We start from the raw sequence: 15,469 nt of genomic DNA on the forward strand, positions 1-15,469 counted from the left end.
CGGCGCCGGGAACCGCGCCCCGCCTCAGCCCGCCTCAGCCCGCCACGGCGTGCAGCGGCACGCCCGTGCGCGCGAAGTGGTCGAGGTTAGCAACCGTGGTCTCGGCGATGGCGCGCAGCGCCTCGGCGGTGAAGAAGCCCTGGTGACCGGTGATCAGCACGTTGGGAAAGGTCAGCAGCCGCGCGAAGACGTCGTCCGCGATGGCCCGGTCCGACAGGTCGCGGAAGAACAGCTGCGCTTCTTCCTCGTAGACGTCGATGCCCAGCGCGCCGAGCTGCCCGGTCTTGAGCGCCTCGATCACCGCCGGCGTGTCGATCAGCGCGCCGCGGCTGGTGTTGATCAGCACCGCGCCCCAGCGCATCCCGACCATCGCCGCGGCGTCGATCATGTGGCGCGTCGCGGGCGTCAGCGGGCAGTGCAGCGTTACCACCGAGGACGCCGCCAGCAGCTCATCCACCGGCACGTAGCGGGCGCCCATCGCCACGCAGTCCGGGTCGGGGAAGGGGTCGTGCGCCAGGACCTCGCAGCCCAGGCCCTGGGCCAGGATGCGCACCATCACCTTGCCGATCTGCCCGGTGCCCACCACGCCCACGGTCTTGCCGTGCAGGTCGAAGCCCAGCAGCCCTTCCAGCGCGAAATTGCCTTCCCGCACCCGGTTGTGCGCCCGGTGGATGCGACGGTTGAGCGCCAGCAGCAGCGCCAGCGCGTGTTCCGCCACCGCGTGCGGCGAATAGGCCGGCACCCGCCCGACCGCGATGCCCAACCGTGCCGCTTCCACGAGGTCCACGTTGTTGAAGCCGGCGCAGCGCAGCGCCACCAGCCGCACGCCGCCCTCGCGCAACTGTTCGAGCACCGCGGCGTCGAGCGTGTCGTTGACGAAGGCGCAGACCGCCTCCGAGCCCGCCGCCAGCGCCGCCGTTTCGGCCGAGAGCCGGGGTTCCAGGAAGCGCAGCGCATGCCCGCCCGCGGCAGCGGCTTCCGTCAGGAAGCGCCGGTCATAGGGCTCGGTGCTGAAAACGGTGACCTGCATCGGCGGGCATCCCGGAAAGCGTGGCGGCGCACGGTGCAGAACGGTGCGCGCCGTTGCAACCTGGCATCCGGCCGGACGCGCCGGACCTCAGCGCCGCCGCAGCCGCCCCGCCGCCCGCAGCGCCGCCATCCGGTCGCTTAAGCGGCGCCAGATGCCCGCCCGGGTTTCCGGGCGCCGCTTCCAGTCGCGGCAATCGCTGCGGGAACGGGCGCAGCCCAGGCACCAGCCGGTCTCGGGGTCGAAGCGGCACAAGCCGGTGCAGGGATTCTTCAAGGTGCGGCCACTCCTGGGGATGCGGGAGCGGCAGAGATGGGAACCGCGCCGCCCGCGGGAACCCGTGCCCGGCCGGACCCAGCCATCCGCCCGGCGCCTTCGCCCGTACCCGGGCCAACGGCCCCGCACCACCCGCTAGCGCGCTGTTGTCCCCCGCGCGGCGCGCGAACGGGCTAGAAGCCCTGGCCGCGCCGGGGCCCTGCCGGCGCGCATAAGGATCCTTCCGTGCCCAATCCCGAGAGCCGCCTGTTCCTGGCCGGCGACACTTCCGTGGCCGCCCAGGTCCGGGCTTTCGACTGGGAGGCGACCGCGCTGGGCCTGCCGGGGCGCTGGCCGCAGGCGCTCAAGACCCTGGTGGCCGTGCTGACCGCGGCGCAGCAGCCGATGTTCGTGGTCTGGGGCCCCGACCACACGCTGATCTACAACGAGCCCTATACCCAGGTGCTCGGCCGCAAGCATCCTGACGCCCTGGGCCGGTCCTTCCTCGAGGTCTGGAGCGAAATCCGCGCCGACCTGGAGCCCCTGTTCGAGGAAGTCTTCGTTCACGAGCGCCCGGTCCATGCCGACGACATCACGCTGATGATGGAGCGCAACGGCCACCGCGAGGAAACGCACTTCGCCTTCTCCTACACCCCCGTCCGGGACGACACCGGCAAGGTGGCCGGCTTCTTCTGCGCCTGCCTGGAAACCACGAAGCAGGTCTTTGCTGAGCGGCGCCAGCGCTTCCGCCTGGCGATGGAGGAAGGTTTGCACGGGCTGGAAACCCCCGACGAGATCGTGGGCGCCACCACGCGGCTGCTGGGCCGCTACCTCGGCGTCAGCCGCGTGGGCTTCGGCATCGTGGAGCCCGGGGACGAGAGCGTCGCGCTGCGCACCACCCATGCCGAGGGCGTCGCCCGGCTGGAAGGTGTTTTCCCCTTGGGCGACTTCGGGCCTGGGGTGATCGCCGCCCTGCGGGCCGGCAACACCGTGGTGCGCCCCGATGTCCAGGCCGGGCACGAGGGCAGGCCAGGGCTGTGGGAGCAGCTGGAAACCCGCGCCTACGTCGCCGTGCCGCTGATCCGCGACGGGCGCTTCCGCAACGTGCTCTACGTCAACCACCGGGAGCCGCGCGACTGGTCGGCCGACGACCGCACCATGATCGAGCACACGGCCGAGCGCATCTGGGAAGCGCTGGAGCGCGTCCGGGCCGAGGCGGCGTTGCGCGCCAGCGAGGCGCACCTGGCCGGCCTCTTCGCCCAGACCGGCGCGGGCTTCGCCGAAACCACCATCGACGGCCGCTTCCTGGCGGCCAATGACCATTACTGCGAGCTGCTGGCCGTCCCGCGCGAGCGGCTGCTGGGCACGCGGCTGCGCGACGTCCTCCACCCCGAGGATGCCGCATCCACGCTGGAGATGCTGGAGCGGGTGGCAGGCAGCCGCCTGCCGGGCAGCGCCGAGGCGCGCGTGCTGCGCGGCGATGGCGGCGAGGTCTGGATCAACAATACCGTCAGCCTGATCTCGCTGCCGAACAAGGACGACACGCTGCTGCTGGTCGCCCTCGACATCACCGAGCGCCGGCGCTTCGAGGCGGAGCTCGCCGCCGCGCGCGACGCGGCCGAGGAGGCCAACCGCGCCAAGAGCACCTTTGTCGCCAACATGAGCCACGAGTTGCGCACGCCGCTCTCGGCCATCATCGGCTACAGCGAGATGCTGCAGGAGGAACTGGCCGACGAGGGCGCCGGGCGCTTCGTGGCCGATGCCGGCAAGATCGAGAGCAGCGCCCGCCACCTGCTCGGCCTGATCAACGACATGCTCGACCTGAGCAAGATCGAGAGCGGCAAGATGGAGGTCTTCGCCGAACCCATCGAGATCGAGGCCATGGCGCGCGACGTGGCCTCCACCGCGGAAACCCTGGTGCGCCGGAAGCGGAACCGGCTGGTGGTCGATCTCGCGCCCGAACTCGGCACGATGCGCTCCGACGTCACCAAGATCCGCCAGATCCTGCTCAACCTGCTCAGCAACGCCGCCAAGTTCACCGAGGACGGTGCCGTGACCCTGTCGGTCGCGCGCTCCGGCGAAGGCGCCGGCGCGGAGATCGTGTTCAGCGTGGCCGACCAGGGCATCGGCATGACCGCGGAGCAGCTGGGCCGGCTCTTCCAGCGCTTCACCCAGGCGGATGCCTCCACCACCCGCCGCTTCGGCGGCACCGGCCTGGGCCTGTCGATCACCAAGGCCTTCACCACCATGCTGGGCGGCACGATCGCGGTGGAAAGCACGCCGGGCGAGGGCAGCCGCTTCACCGTGCGCCTGCCCGCGCAGTACCAGGACGCCTCCCACGCCGAGGCCACGCGGGCGGCACTGCGGGGGCTGGCCGGCGGCGAGGAGGAGGGGGCGGGGGCCGGGCACAAGGGCACCGTGCTGGTGATCGACGACGACCCGGCCTACCAGGAGCTCGTGGCCCGCTTCCTGCGCCGCGAGGGCTACGAGGTCTGGACCGCGCGCGACGGGGTGTCCGGCCTGGCGGAGGCCCGGCGGCTGCGGCCCAAGGTGATCCTGCTCGACGTCACCATGCCGGGCATGGACGGCTGGGCCGTGCTGCGCAGCCTCAAGGAAGACGGGGAGCTGCGCGAGATCCCGGTGGTGATGGTCACCTTCATCAACGACAACGGCCTGGCCTCGGCGCTGGGTGCTGTGGAACACGTCACCAAGCCCGTGAAATGGGAAACGCTGCGCGGGGTGATGGACCGCTTCCGCGGCGTCGAGGGCGACGTGCTGGTGGTGGACGACAACGCCGACGCCCGCGCCCGCCTGCGCTCGGCGCTGGAGCGCGACGGCTGGACGGTGGCCGAGGCCGAGAACGGCCGCGACGCGCTGGAGCGGATCGCGGCCTCGCGCCCCAAGGTGATCCTGCTCGATCTCGAGATGCCGGTGATGAACGGCTTCGCCTTTCTCCACTCCCTGCGCGACCAGCGGAGCTACGACGACGTGCCGGTGGTGGTGATCACCGCCCGCGACCTGTCGCGCGAGGACCGCGAAAGCCTCGCCGGTGCCGAGAAGGTGTTGAGCAAGGCGGAGATGAGCCTGCGCCGGCTGTCGCGCGAGCTGCTGGACGTCACGGGCGACCGTCCGGACCGGCCAAACGCCCCGGACCCGGCAGCGTGACGCGGCCCCCACCGGCGCGGCGGCCCGCAACGCCCCGCCTTGCCCGCCGCGCCCCCGCGTCGTAACCGCGAGGAGAATTTTTCGGGGAGCCCGCGCGCCGCATGTCCACCGACCTCGCCATCGCCCGTGCCGCCACCCTGCAACCGATCGCCGACATCGCCGCGCGCGCGGGCATCCCGGCCGAGGCGGTCGAGCCCTATGGCCGCTTCAAGGCCAAGCTCGACCCCGCGCGCATCCCCGACACCGGCCGGCGGGGCGCGCTGGTGCTGGTCACCGGCATCAACCCGACCGCCGCGGGCGAGGGCAAGACCACCACCACCGTCGGCCTGGGCGACGCGCTGAACAGCCTGGGCACCCGGACGATGATCTGCCTGCGCGAGCCCTCGCTCGGCCCCTGCTTCGGCGTGAAGGGCGGCGCCACCGGCGGCGGGCGGGCGCAGGTCGCGCCGATGGAGGAGATCAACCTCCACTTCACCGGCGACTTCCACGCCATCACCTCGGCCAACAACCTCCTGTCCGCGATGCTGGACAACCACCTGCACTGGGGCAACGAGCTCGGCCTCGACCCGCGCCGCATCACCTGGCGGCGGGCGATGGACATGAACGACCGCACCCTGCGTGACGTGGTGGCGGGGCTGGGCGGCACCGGCAACGGCATCCCGCGCGAGGACGGCTTCGACATCACCGTGGCGAGCGAGGTGATGGCGATCCTCTGCCTTGCCCGCGACCTCGCGGACCTGCAGGCGCGGCTGGGCCGCATCATCGTGGGCCACCGCCGCGACGGATCGGCGGTGACGGCGGCCGACCTCAAGGCCGACGGCGCCATGGCGGCGCTGCTGCGCGACGCGATGTCGCCCAACCTCGTGCAGACGCTGGAAGGCTCGCCCGCGCTGGTCCACGGCGGGCCCTTCGCCAACATCGCGCACGGCTGCAATTCCGTGGCCGCCACCACGCTGGGCCTGCGTCTCGCCGACGTGGTGGTGACGGAGGCGGGCTTCGGCGCCGACCTGGGTGCCGAGAAGTTCTGCGACATCAAGTGCCGGGTCGCCGGCCTCAGCCCCGCCGCCTGCGTGGTGGTGGCCACCGTGCGCGCGCTCAAGCTCAACGGCGGCGTGGGCCGCAAGGACCTCGACCGCGAGGACGTGGCCGCCCTGCGCCGCGGCATCCCCAACGTGGTGCGCCACGTCGAGAACATGCGCCGCTTCGGCCTGCCGGTGGTGGTGGCGCTGAACCACTTCACCTCCGACACCGAGGCGGAGGTCGCGGCGGTGCGCGAGGCACTGGCGCCGCTGGGCGTCGAGACCGTGCTCTGCACCCACTGGGCCGACGGCGCGGCGGGGGCGGCCGACCTCGCCCGCGCCGTCTCGGCGCTGATCGAGGGAGGCACCGCCCGCTTCGCGCCGATCTACGGCGACGAGCTGTCGCTGGAAGACAAGATCCGCACCGTGGCGCGCGAGATCTACCGTGCCTCGGCCGTGTCCTTCCCGCCCTCGGTCTCCGCCCGGCTGCGGCGCTTCGAGGAAGCGGGCTTCGGCCGCGTGCCGGTCTGTATCGCCAAGACGCAGTATTCCTTCTCGGCCGACCCGGCGCTGCTGGGCGCGCCCACCGGCCACGTGCTGCCGGTGCGCGAGGTGCGGCTGAGTGCCGGTGCCGGCTTCGTGGTGGCGATCTGCGGCGACGTGATGACCATGCCGGGCCTGCCGCGCTCGCCCGCCGCCGAGCGCATCCACCTCGACGCCGAGGGCAATATCGAGGGGCTGTTCTGAATGGGGCGGCTGTCCCGGACCGGCTCGCAGCAGGCCTGGATGTCCCGACGGGGGCTGTCCCAAAAGGAGCTGCTCCGGCGCGGGCTGCCCCGGCGGGGGTGGCGCTGACCAAGGCGGAGCAGGCGCGGGCGTTGCTGGCGCAGGGCCTGGCGCGACACAATGCCGGTGACCTCGCGGCTGCGGAGGCGCTGTACCGCCGGGCGCTTCGCCTTTCCCCCGGCGACCCCAACGCGCTGAACCTGCTGGGCGTGGCGGCCCGCCAGCGCGGCGACCTGGCGGAGGCCGTGCGCCTGACCGGCGAGGCGCTGCAAACCCGCCCTGATTCCCCCGTCTTCCTCGCGGCCCATGGCGGCGCCCTGGCCGAGGCGGGCCAGGCGGAGCGCGCCGTGCCGGTGCTGCGCCGCGCCGTGGCCTTGCGCCCGGCGGACGCGCTGTCGCAGCGCAACCTCGGGCAGGCGCTGCTGGTGCTGGGCGATGCGGCCTCCGCGGTTTCGCCGCTGCGCACCGCCGCCTCGCTGATGCCCGAGCCCGAGAACCACCTCGCCCTGGCTTACGGTCTGCGCGAGGCGGGCGACGCCGCAGGCGCCGCCGCGGCCGCCCGCGCCGCGCTGGCGGGCGCCCCCGACGCCGTTGCGGCGCAGGCGCGTTTCCTCCTTGCCGCGCTGGGGACCGAGGCCGCGCCCGACCGCGCCCCCGCCAGCTACGTGCGCGAGCTGTTCGACCGCTACGCCCCGCGCTTCGACGCGCACCTGCAGGGCACGCTGAACTATCGCACGCCCGAGGCCCTGGCGGCGGCGCTGCGCGCGGCCGGCATCGCGGCGGAGGGCGCCGCGACGGTGCTGGACCTCGGCTGCGGCACCGGCCTGTCGGGCGCGGCGCTCCGTCCCTTCGCGGCGCGGCTGGAAGGGCTGGACCTGTCGCCCGGAATGCTGCGCGAGGCCGCGCGCGCCGGGCACTACGACGCGTTGCACGAGGCCGACCTGCTCGGCTTCCTACCGGCGCATCCGGGGGCCTTCACGATCGTGGCGGCGGTGGACGTGCTGAACTACCTGGGCGATCTGACGACGGCCTTTCGCGGCATGGCCACCGCCCTGCAACCTGGCGGCGTCGCGGCCTTCAGCCTGGAAGTGGGCGAGGAGGCGCCCTACGCGCTGGGCGAGGGGATGCGCTTCCGCCATCACCCCACGCAGGCGCTGGCGCTGCTGGCCAGCGCGGGATTCCAGCTCCTCCTCCGCGAGGACACGGTGCTGCGGCAGGAAAAGGGACGCGACGTCGCCGGGCTGATCCTGGTGGCGCGCCGCTGATTACTGGGGCGCGGTGGTGCGGCGTTGCACCGTCCCAGGGGAGAGAAGGAATTCTCTCCCCCGGACCCCCACTCATCTTTTTCCGGGACGCTGCCGCAGGAACGTTGAAAGCCCTCGCGGTACGATTGCCGCTGTCGCTGCTCAAAAGAATTAGAATTTGCTGTCAGTCCTGGCTGAACGGTTCCTCGCTCCGGCTCCATGAGCCGGAGCGCACGACGTTCGCCACGCTCTTGCGGCAGCGTCCCGAAAAAAGATGAGAGGGAGGGGTCCGGGGAGGGGGAGAATTCCTTCTCCCCTTCCCCGGGGCGCCACACGGGAACCTCCCAAACCGGAAACGAAACCCGACCTTCACCCCAACCCGCGCGCCACGGCCTCCACGTCCTGCGCCGCCGTGCTCGTCGGGTGGCGCGTCAGCAGCGGCACTTGGTGGCGGATGGCGTCGCGCACCTTCGGGTCCCGCCGCACCACCCCCGCCAGCGGCACCGTGCGGCCGAGGAAGTTGGTGCAGGCCCGCGCCAGCGTGGCATGGGTCCGCAAGCCCTCCACCCCGTCGGCCGCCATGTTGACCACGATGCGCGCATCCCGCCCCGGTGCGTCGCGGCCATGGAGCTTCAGCACCGCATAGGCATCGGTCAGGCTGGTCGGCTCGTCGGTGGCCACCACCAGCAGCAGGTCGCAGGCCGCGGCCATGCGCCGCGCCGCGGGATCGAGCCCCGCGCCGATGTCGAGCAGCAGGTCGTCCCATTCCCCCCGCGCCCCGCCCAGCAGGTCGATCAGCAGGTCCCCCCAGGCGGCGGCCGCCCCCGCCATGGCGCCGGAGCCCGAGCGGCCGGGCAGCACGTGGAACCCCGCCGCGTGCGCCTGCGCCAGCTCGCCCAAGGGGCGGCGCGCCATCAGCCCGGCATCCAGCGTGACCGTGGGGTTGAGGCCGATCTGCACGTCCACGTTGGCCAGCCCGAGGTCACCATCGGCCAGCAGCACCCGCCGCCCGCGCCGCGCCAGCGCCTGCGCCAGCGTCACCGCGAACCAGGTCTTGCCCACGCCTCCCTTGCCGGAGGCGATGCCGAGCAGACGGCCGCGGCGGGAGGCGGGCGGCACGGCGTCGGGGTGGAGCGCGGCGCTCATGCGGCAACATCCTTGGCAGGTTCAGGGGGGCAGAGCCGCGCGGCCAGCCAGTCGGGGGTGAGCGGGATCAGCCCGTCGGCCGCCCCCGGGCCGATCCCCGCCTCGCACAGCGCCAGCGGCCCGGCCTCGGCCGCGGCCAGCACCGAGCCCAGGCGCCGGGCCTGATCCAGCCGCGTCGGGATCATCGCCCGCGCGCCCAGCGCGGCGTAGGCACGGGCGAGCTCCGTGGCCTCGCTCACGTCGAGGCCGGCCGGCAGTACCAGCACCGGTACGGCCTCGGCTGCGCGCAGGGTCAGCAGCAGCGCCTCCACCTGTGCGCGGTCGAAGGGGTCACAGCCGGCGGTGTCGAGGATGGCGGGCTGCCCGGCCTCGCGACGGCTCAGCGCGCGCGCCACCTGCGCCGGGTTGGCCGCCACGGCGAGCGTCACGCCCAGCACGCGGGTAAAGGCCGCCAGCTGTTCCGCCGCACCCGCGCGCGCGGCATCGGCGGTGACCACGCTGGGCGCGCGGCCGCTCAGCACCAGCCGCGTCGCCAGCTTGGCGCAGGTCAGCGTCTTGCCGGCGCCGGGCGGGCCGATCAGCGCCAGCACGCGTCCGCCCGCATCGGGCAGCGGCGCGAAGGGGATCGTCGCGGCCAAGGCTTCCGGCAGCGATCCGTGGAGGCGGTTCAGCAGCGCGGCCGGCAGGTTGTGGCGCATCAGCGCCGGGTGCGGCCCGTGCCGCAGCGCGGGCGCGCCCGCCAGCGCCGCGATCCCGGCGGCGTGGGGGTCGGGCGGGATCAGCATCGGCTCGTCGCCGGCGTCCAGCCCGGCCGTGACCTCGACCCCGCTGCCCACGGCGCGGCTGGACAGGATCACGGCGTCGTCGCCCAGCTCGGCGCGGACCAGCCGCATCGCCTCGGCCATGTTGGCCGCGTGAAAGACGCGAAGCCTCATGCGCCGGGGTTACGGGGATTCGGGTTGCCGATGCGTGAACGGCCGGGGCCGGGCGGAAGGGGGTGCGGTTGCGCCGGGACCGCCATCAGATCGCGCCCACCGTGCGGATGCGCGCGCGCGGGTGGATCTCGGCCTGCGACAGCACCGTGGTGGCGGGGCGGAAGCGTTCCACGATGGCGCGCACGTGCTGGCGCACCGTGCCGGAACACACCAGCACCGGCGTTTCCCCAGCGGCCGCCGCCTTGTCGAAGGTATCGCGCACCCGCAGCATGAAGTCCTGCAACCGCGTCGGCGCCATGGCGAGCTGCCGGTCCTCGCCGGGTCCGACCAGCGCCTCGGCGAAGGCCTGCTCCCATTCGGCGGACAGGGCGATCATTGGCACGTAGCCGGCGGGCCCGCGCGCGGCGTCGCTGATCTGCCGCGCCAGCCGCGCGCGCACCACCGCCGTCATCGCCGGGATGGAGCGTTGCCCCGCCGCGATCGCCTCCTGCATGCCTTCGAGGATGGTGGGCAGGTCGCGGATCGACACGCGCTCGGTCAGCAGCGCCTGCAGCACGCGCTGCACCGTGCCGATCGAGACCTGGGCCGGGATCAGGTCGGCCACCAGCTTGGCGTGCTCGCGCGGCAGGTCGTCCAGCAGCTTCTGCGTTTCGGCATGGCTCAGCATCTCGGCCATGTGCTCGCGTACCAGCTCCGTCAGGTGCGTCGCCAGCACGCCGGCGGCGTCCACCACGGTGCAGCCCATGGCCAGCGCGCGCTCGCGGTTCGCTTCCTCGATCCAGCGGGCGGGCAGGTTGAAGGTGGGCTCCTGGCAGGCCTCGCCCGGCAGGTCGGGCAGGCCCCCGGACGGGTCGATCGCCAGGTGGTGCGGCGGGCGCAGCTGCCCGCGCCCGGCCTCGATCTCCTTGACGCGGATGACGTAGTGGTCGGCCGGCAGCTCGAGGTTGTCCTGCAACCTGACCGAGGGCAGCACGAAGCCCATCTCGGCCGCGACGGTCTTGCGGAGGTTGCGGATCTGCTCGGTCAGGCGCGGCCCTTCGCCGGCCGCCAGCGGCAGCAAGCCGTAGCCCAGCTCCAGCCGCAGCGTGTCGATGCGCAGCGTTTCGCTGACCGGCGCCTCGGCCGCCACCGCCGACACGGCGGGTGCGGCCGCCGCGGCCAGGGCGGCCTTCGCCTCGGCCTGCCGGCGCTTCCAGGCGAGCCAGCCGGCACCGCCGCCCAGCGCGAAGAAGGGCAGCACGGGGATGCCGGGCAGCAGCCCGATGGCCACCGTGGCGCCGGCCACCAGCGCCAGCGGCTTCACCCCCATGGCGAGCTGCCCCACCAGCGCCTTGTCGGCCGTGCCTTCGGTGTTGCCCTTGGTGACCACGATGCCGGCGGCCACCGACACCAGCAGCGCCGGGATCTGGCTGACGAGGCCATCGCCCACCGTCAGCACGGAATAGGTCGTGGTGGCCTCCGCGAAGGCCAGCCCCTGCCGCCCCACGCCGATGGCGATGCCGCCCAAGAGGTTGATGCCCGTGACGATCAGCCCCGCGATGGCGTCGCCGCGCACGAACTTCGCGGCACCGTCCATGGCGCCGTAGAAGCCGCTCTCGGCCTCCAGGTCCTTGCGGCGCTGCTTGGCCACCGTTTCGTCGATGATGCCGGCCGACAGGTCGGCGTCGATCGCCATCTGCTTGCCCGGCATGGCGTCGAGCGAGAAGCGCGCCGCGACCTCGGCGATGCGGCCCGAGCCCTTGGTGACCACCATGAAGTTCACGATCAACAGGATCGCGAAGACGATCATGCCGATCAGCACGTCGCCGCCCATCAGGAAGGTGCCGAAGGCCGACACCACCGCGCCCGCGGCCGTATGCCCCTCGTGCCCGTGCGTCAGGATGGATCGCGTGGTGGCGACGTTGAGCGCCAGGCGCAGCATGGTGGTCAGCAGCAGCAGCGTCGGAAAGGAGGTGAAGTCGAGCGGCCGCTGCAGGAACAGCGCCGTCATCAGCACCAGCACCGACAGCGTGATCGAGATCGCCAGCCCCAGGTCCAGCAGGATCGAGGGCAGCGGCACCATCATCACCGCGATCAGCGCCACCACCGCCAGCGCCAGGCCGACGTCGCTGCCGATGCGCAGCGACTTCAGCTTCCCCGCGATCCCCTCCATGGCTCAGTAGCGCCCTTCAGCCCAGGGCCGCGAACGGAACCTGCCCGGCCACCGCCGGCACCTCCGCCCCGGCCGCGCGGTACTCGTGCAGCTTGTTGCGCAGCGTGCGGATCGAGATGCCCAGGATCTCCGCCGCGCGGGTCCGGTTGCCCAGGCAATGGCCCAGCGTTTCCAGGATCAGCGCGCGCTCCACATCCTCCATCCGGCGCCCCACCAGCGCGGCGACGCCGGAGGCCGGTGCGGCCGGGGGCGCTGGCGGCGCGTAGGCGGTGAAGGGAGAGGCGGCGGCATAGGCGGCGAAGGGCGCGGCCACGGCGGCGGGAGCATGAGCGGAACTGCCGAAGAGATTGCCGGCAGGGAGGGCGCCGGGACTGCCGGCAGGACTGCCGATGGAGCCGCCGTGGGGATTGCCCCTGGGAGCACCCCCGTGAGCGCCCGTGGAGACACCGGTGGCGAGGCCGGGCCAGGCCGCGGCGAGCTCATCCTCCGCGCCCGGCGCGAAGCCTGGCGCCGGTGCGGCGGCACCGTGGGGGGCGGCGGTGGGCGCCACGGCTGGTGAGGGGAAATCCGCGCCGACCAGCGGCCGCATAGCGGACCCGGCGGCGGGCCCCGCCACGACGCCGTCCTGGCCGCGCGGCGCCTCCGGCGGGTCCAGCTCGATCGCCTCGGCCTCGATCCGGTCACCGCCGGCCAGCAGCACCGCGCGGTGCACGGCGTTCTCCAACTCGCGCACGTTGCCCGGCCAGGGGTGGCGCAGCAGCATCGCCTTGGCTTCCGCCGAGAAGGCGCGGCGCTCGAAGCCATTGGCCTCGGCGTAGCGCGCGGCGTAGTGCTCGGCGATCGGCAGGATATCGGCCGGGCGCTCGCGCAGCGGCGGGATGCGCAGCGCCACCACGCGCAGGCGGAACAAGAGGTCCTCGCGGAAGCGCCCCGCCCGCACCTCGGCGGCCAGGTCACGGTTGGTGGCGGCCAGGATGCGCACGTCCACCTTTACCGGCGCGGTGCCGCCCAGGCGGTCCACCTCGCGCTCCTGCAGGACGCGCAGGATCTTGGCCTGGAGGCGGATGTCCATCTCGCCGATCTCGTCGAGCAGCAGCGTGCCGCCCTCGGCCTGCTCGAACTTGCCGCGCCGTGCCGCCACCGCGCCGGAAAAGGCGCCCTTCTCGTGGCCAAACAGCTCGGACTCCAGCAGCGTCTCGGGCAGCGCCGCGCAGTTCAGCGCCACGAAGGGGCCGTTGGCCCGCCTGGAATGCGCGTGGATATGGCGCGCCAGGACTTCCTTGCCGGTGCCGCTCTCGCCCGTGATCAGCACGCTGGCCTCGGCGCGCGCCACCGTCTCCGCCCGTGCCAGGATCGCCGCCATGGCTGGGTCGCGGAACACCGGCGCGTTGCCGTCCTCCGCCACCGCCTGCAGCAGCGCCACGATCAGGTCCGGGTCGGAGGGGAGCGGCAGGAACTCCTTCGCCCCCGCCTGGATCGCGCGCACGGCCGCCGCCGCGTCGGTGGGCCGCCCGCAGGCGACCACGGGGCAGTGGATGCGCTCGTTTTCCAGCGACTGCACCAGCCAGGCCACATCGTGCAGAACATCACAAAGCACGAGGTCGCAGCCCTGTGCCCGCGCATGCGCGATTCCGGCCGAAATTCCACCGGCCTGTGCCAGCTTCGCGCCCCGTGCCTGGGCGATGCGCGCCGCCTGGCCGAGCTCCGCTTCCAGGCTGCCGATGATCAGGACGCGCGGCATCTCAGGCGCGGTCCGTCTTGACGATTTCCGTCATGGTCACGCCGAGGCGGTTGTCGTCCACCATCACCACCTCGCCGCGCGCGACCAGGCGGTTGTTGACGTAGATGTCCACCGCCTCGCCCAGCTTTCGGTCGAGCTCCACCACAGCGCCGCGGCCGAGCTTGAGCAGCTGGCTCACCTGCATGGTGGCGCGGCCGAGCACCGCGGTGACGTGAACGGGAATGTCGTACACGGCGTCCAGCCCCGCCACGGCACTGGGGGACACGGTCGCTCCACCGCTTCCACGCTCGGGCGTGTCGGAGGCCGTCAGGGGTTCGAACTGCGCGCTCATGCGGGCGCCTCCTCAGGGATCAGGTTGAGCGAGAGCAAGACCTCGCGGATGCTGGCGCGGCGGTCCTCGAGCAGCATGGCGATGCTGCCGCCGCGCCAGGCGATGCGGGCATCGCCGGGGGCGAGCGCCGGGTCGGCCTCCACCGGCAGCGGCCGCCCCTCCAGCCGAGCGCGGGCGTGTTCCAGGAGGTCGGGCGGCACGCGCAGCACCGCGTCGGGCGGTGCGTCCTCCAGCGGTCCCAGCGCCTGCAGCAGCCGCTCCAGCAGCGCCGGGGCCTGCGCGCCGATGCTGCTGGGGATCGCCGCGTCCACGAGGCGCAGCAGCAGCCCGCCCAGCGACCGGGCATGGGCGGTGGCCTCCTGCCGCAGCGCCTCGCGCGCTTCCTCGACCCGGTGCAGCGCGCCGAGCAGCGCCTCGTCGAGAACCGCTTCGCGCTCCCGTGCCGCGGCCTCGCGGCCCAGCCGCTCACCCTCGGCGCGTCCTTCGGCCAGCGCCGCGTCGCGCGCGATCTCCAGCAGCGCGTCGATCTCGCGCTGGGTGGGGCCGCTGGGAGGTGGCGGCGGGACGGGGGCCGTGGGCGCCTGCGGCAGGCCGAAATCCGGCAGATCCAGGGTGCGGCGCGGGGCGGCGCCCGCTGCGGCGGGACGCGCGAGGCGGTCGAGCGAAAGGGGCTGGAACGGCATCTCAGCCCACCATCGCGTCCTGGTTGTCGCCGAGCTGGATCTGTCCCTGCGCCGCCAAGTCCTTGGCCTGCGCGATGATGGCGGCCTGCGCCTCGTCCACGTCGCGCAGCCGCACGGGGCCGAGATTGGCGATGTCGTCGCGCAGCATCTTGGCCGCGCGTTCCGACAGGTTGCCGAAGAACAGCTTCTGCACCGCGTCCGTGGCACCCTTCAGCGACAGCGCCAGCTTGTCCTTTTCCACCGCGCGCAGCAGCACCTGCACCGAGGCGCTGTCGAGGCGCTGGAGATCCTCGAAGGTGAACATCAGCGAGCGGATGCGCTCGGCGCTTTCGCGGTTGCGCTCTTCCAGCGCCGACATGATTCGCCCCTCGGCCGAGCGGTCGAGGTTGTTGAAGATTTCCGCCATCAGCTCGTGCGCGTCGCGGCGCGAGGATCGGGCGAGGTTGCTCATGAACTCGGCCTTGAGCGTGCGCTCGACGCCTTCCAGCGCCTCCTTCTGCACGGTCTCCATGCGCAGCATCCGCATGACGACTTCCATGGCGAAGCCTTCGGGCAGCAGCGCCAGCACGCGGGCGGCGTGGTCGGCGCGGATCTTGCTCATCACCACGGCAACCGTCTGCGGGTACTCGTTCTTCAGGAAGTTCGCGAGCACCGCCTCGTTCACGTTGCCCAGCTTGTCCCACATGGTGCGGCCGGCGGGGCCGCGGATCTCCTCCATGATCTGCGCCACGCGGTCGCGGGGCAGGGTGCGCATCAGCATCCGCTCCGTGGTCTCGTAGGAACCGATGAGGTTGCCGGTGGAGCCGATGCTTTCGGCGAATTCGCGGCACACGTCCTCCACCGCCTCGGCGCGCACGGTGCCCAGCTGTGCCATGGCGATCGACACGTCGCGGATCTCGTCCTCCGCCATGCGGGCAAGCAGCGCGCCCGCGCGTTCCTCGCCCAGCGCCAGCATCAGCGCGGCCGCCTTCTGCGACCCGGTCAT

12 protein-coding genes are annotated in these 15,469 nt (G+C 73.0%); 3 read left to right on the top strand and 9 right to left on the bottom strand.

Going from position 1 to position 15,469, the window contains the following annotated elements; all coding sequences use genetic code 11:
• Positions 1–34: 34 nt before the first annotated feature.
• Together ACFFGY_RS10700 and ACFFGY_RS10705 are read right to left on the bottom strand one after the other, a co-directional pair.
• Positions 35–1,030, bottom strand: coding sequence for a 2-hydroxyacid dehydrogenase (locus ACFFGY_RS10700; protein WP_377044480.1), 996 nt, complete (start codon positions 1,028–1,030; stop codon positions 35–37).
• A gap of 87 nt (positions 1,031–1,117) precedes the next feature.
• Positions 1,118–1,303 carry a DUF1289 domain-containing protein gene (locus ACFFGY_RS10705; protein ID WP_377044481.1) on the bottom strand — a complete coding sequence of 62 codons (186 nt, stop codon included), beginning with the start codon at positions 1,301–1,303 and terminating at the stop codon, positions 1,118–1,120.
• Positions 1,304–1,528: 225 nt separating this feature from the next.
• On the opposite strand from ACFFGY_RS10705, the gene ACFFGY_RS10710 reads away from it, so the two are divergent.
• The 3 genes from ACFFGY_RS10710 to ACFFGY_RS10720 all read left to right on the top strand — a co-directional run bounded on the left by ACFFGY_RS10710 (position 1,529) and on the right by ACFFGY_RS10720 (position 7,517).
• Positions 1,529–4,447 carry a response regulator gene (locus ACFFGY_RS10710; protein WP_377044482.1) on the top strand — a complete coding sequence of 973 codons (2,919 nt, stop codon included), beginning with the start codon at positions 1,529–1,531 and terminating at the stop codon, positions 4,445–4,447.
• A gap of 101 nt (positions 4,448–4,548) precedes the next feature.
• Entirely contained in the window at positions 4,549–6,213 is a 1,665-nt protein-coding gene (locus ACFFGY_RS10715) for a formate--tetrahydrofolate ligase (protein WP_377044483.1), read from the top strand.
• Positions 6,214–6,248: 35 nt separating this feature from the next.
• Complete coding sequence (locus tag ACFFGY_RS10720) at positions 6,249–7,517, top strand: tetratricopeptide repeat protein (protein WP_377044613.1); 1,269 nt, start codon at positions 6,249–6,251, stop codon at positions 7,515–7,517.
• A gap of 348 nt (positions 7,518–7,865) precedes the next feature.
• Here ACFFGY_RS10720 and ACFFGY_RS10725 read toward each other — a convergent pair whose 3' ends face one another.
• The 7 genes from ACFFGY_RS10725 to fliG all read right to left on the bottom strand — a co-directional run bounded on the left by ACFFGY_RS10725 (position 7,866) and on the right by fliG (position 15,469).
• Complete coding sequence (locus ACFFGY_RS10725) at positions 7,866–8,642, bottom strand: nucleotide-binding protein (RefSeq protein WP_377044484.1); 777 nt, start codon at positions 8,640–8,642, stop codon at positions 7,866–7,868.
• The gene (locus ACFFGY_RS10730) at positions 8,639–9,577 is read right to left on the bottom strand and encodes a flagellar biosynthesis protein FlhF (RefSeq protein WP_377044485.1); all 939 of its coding nucleotides are present in this window, start codon (positions 9,575–9,577) and stop codon (positions 8,639–8,641) included. The genes ACFFGY_RS10725 and ACFFGY_RS10730 overlap by 4 nt, the downstream gene beginning before the upstream one ends.
• Positions 9,578–9,662: 85 nt before the next feature.
• Positions 9,663–11,729, bottom strand: a complete 2,067-nt coding sequence (flhA, locus tag ACFFGY_RS10735; protein WP_377044486.1) for a flagellar biosynthesis protein FlhA — start codon at positions 11,727–11,729, stop codon at positions 9,663–9,665.
• Between the two features lie 16 nt (positions 11,730–11,745).
• On the bottom strand, positions 11,746–13,470 hold the full coding sequence (locus tag ACFFGY_RS10740) for a sigma-54 dependent transcriptional regulator (RefSeq protein WP_377044487.1): 1,725 nt from the start codon (positions 13,468–13,470) through the stop codon (positions 11,746–11,748).
• Position 13,471: 1 nt separating this feature from the next.
• Positions 13,472–13,801 carry a flagellar motor switch protein FliN gene (gene fliN / locus ACFFGY_RS10745; RefSeq protein WP_377044488.1) on the bottom strand — a complete coding sequence of 110 codons (330 nt, stop codon included), beginning with the start codon at positions 13,799–13,801 and terminating at the stop codon, positions 13,472–13,474.
• On the bottom strand, positions 13,798–14,484 hold the full coding sequence (locus tag ACFFGY_RS10750) for a FliH/SctL family protein (RefSeq protein ID WP_377044489.1): 687 nt from the start codon (positions 14,482–14,484) through the stop codon (positions 13,798–13,800). Before ACFFGY_RS10750 ends, fliN begins: the two co-directional genes overlap by 4 nt.
• 1 nt (position 14,485) lies before the next feature.
• A complete protein-coding gene (gene fliG / locus ACFFGY_RS10755; RefSeq protein ID WP_377044614.1) occupies positions 14,486–15,469 on the bottom strand; it encodes a flagellar motor switch protein FliG in 984 nt (327 codons plus the stop codon).

The organism is Roseomonas elaeocarpi (assembly GCF_042433915.1).
Taxonomy (GTDB): Bacteria; Pseudomonadota; Alphaproteobacteria; order Acetobacterales; family Acetobacteraceae; genus Roseomonas; species Roseomonas elaeocarpi.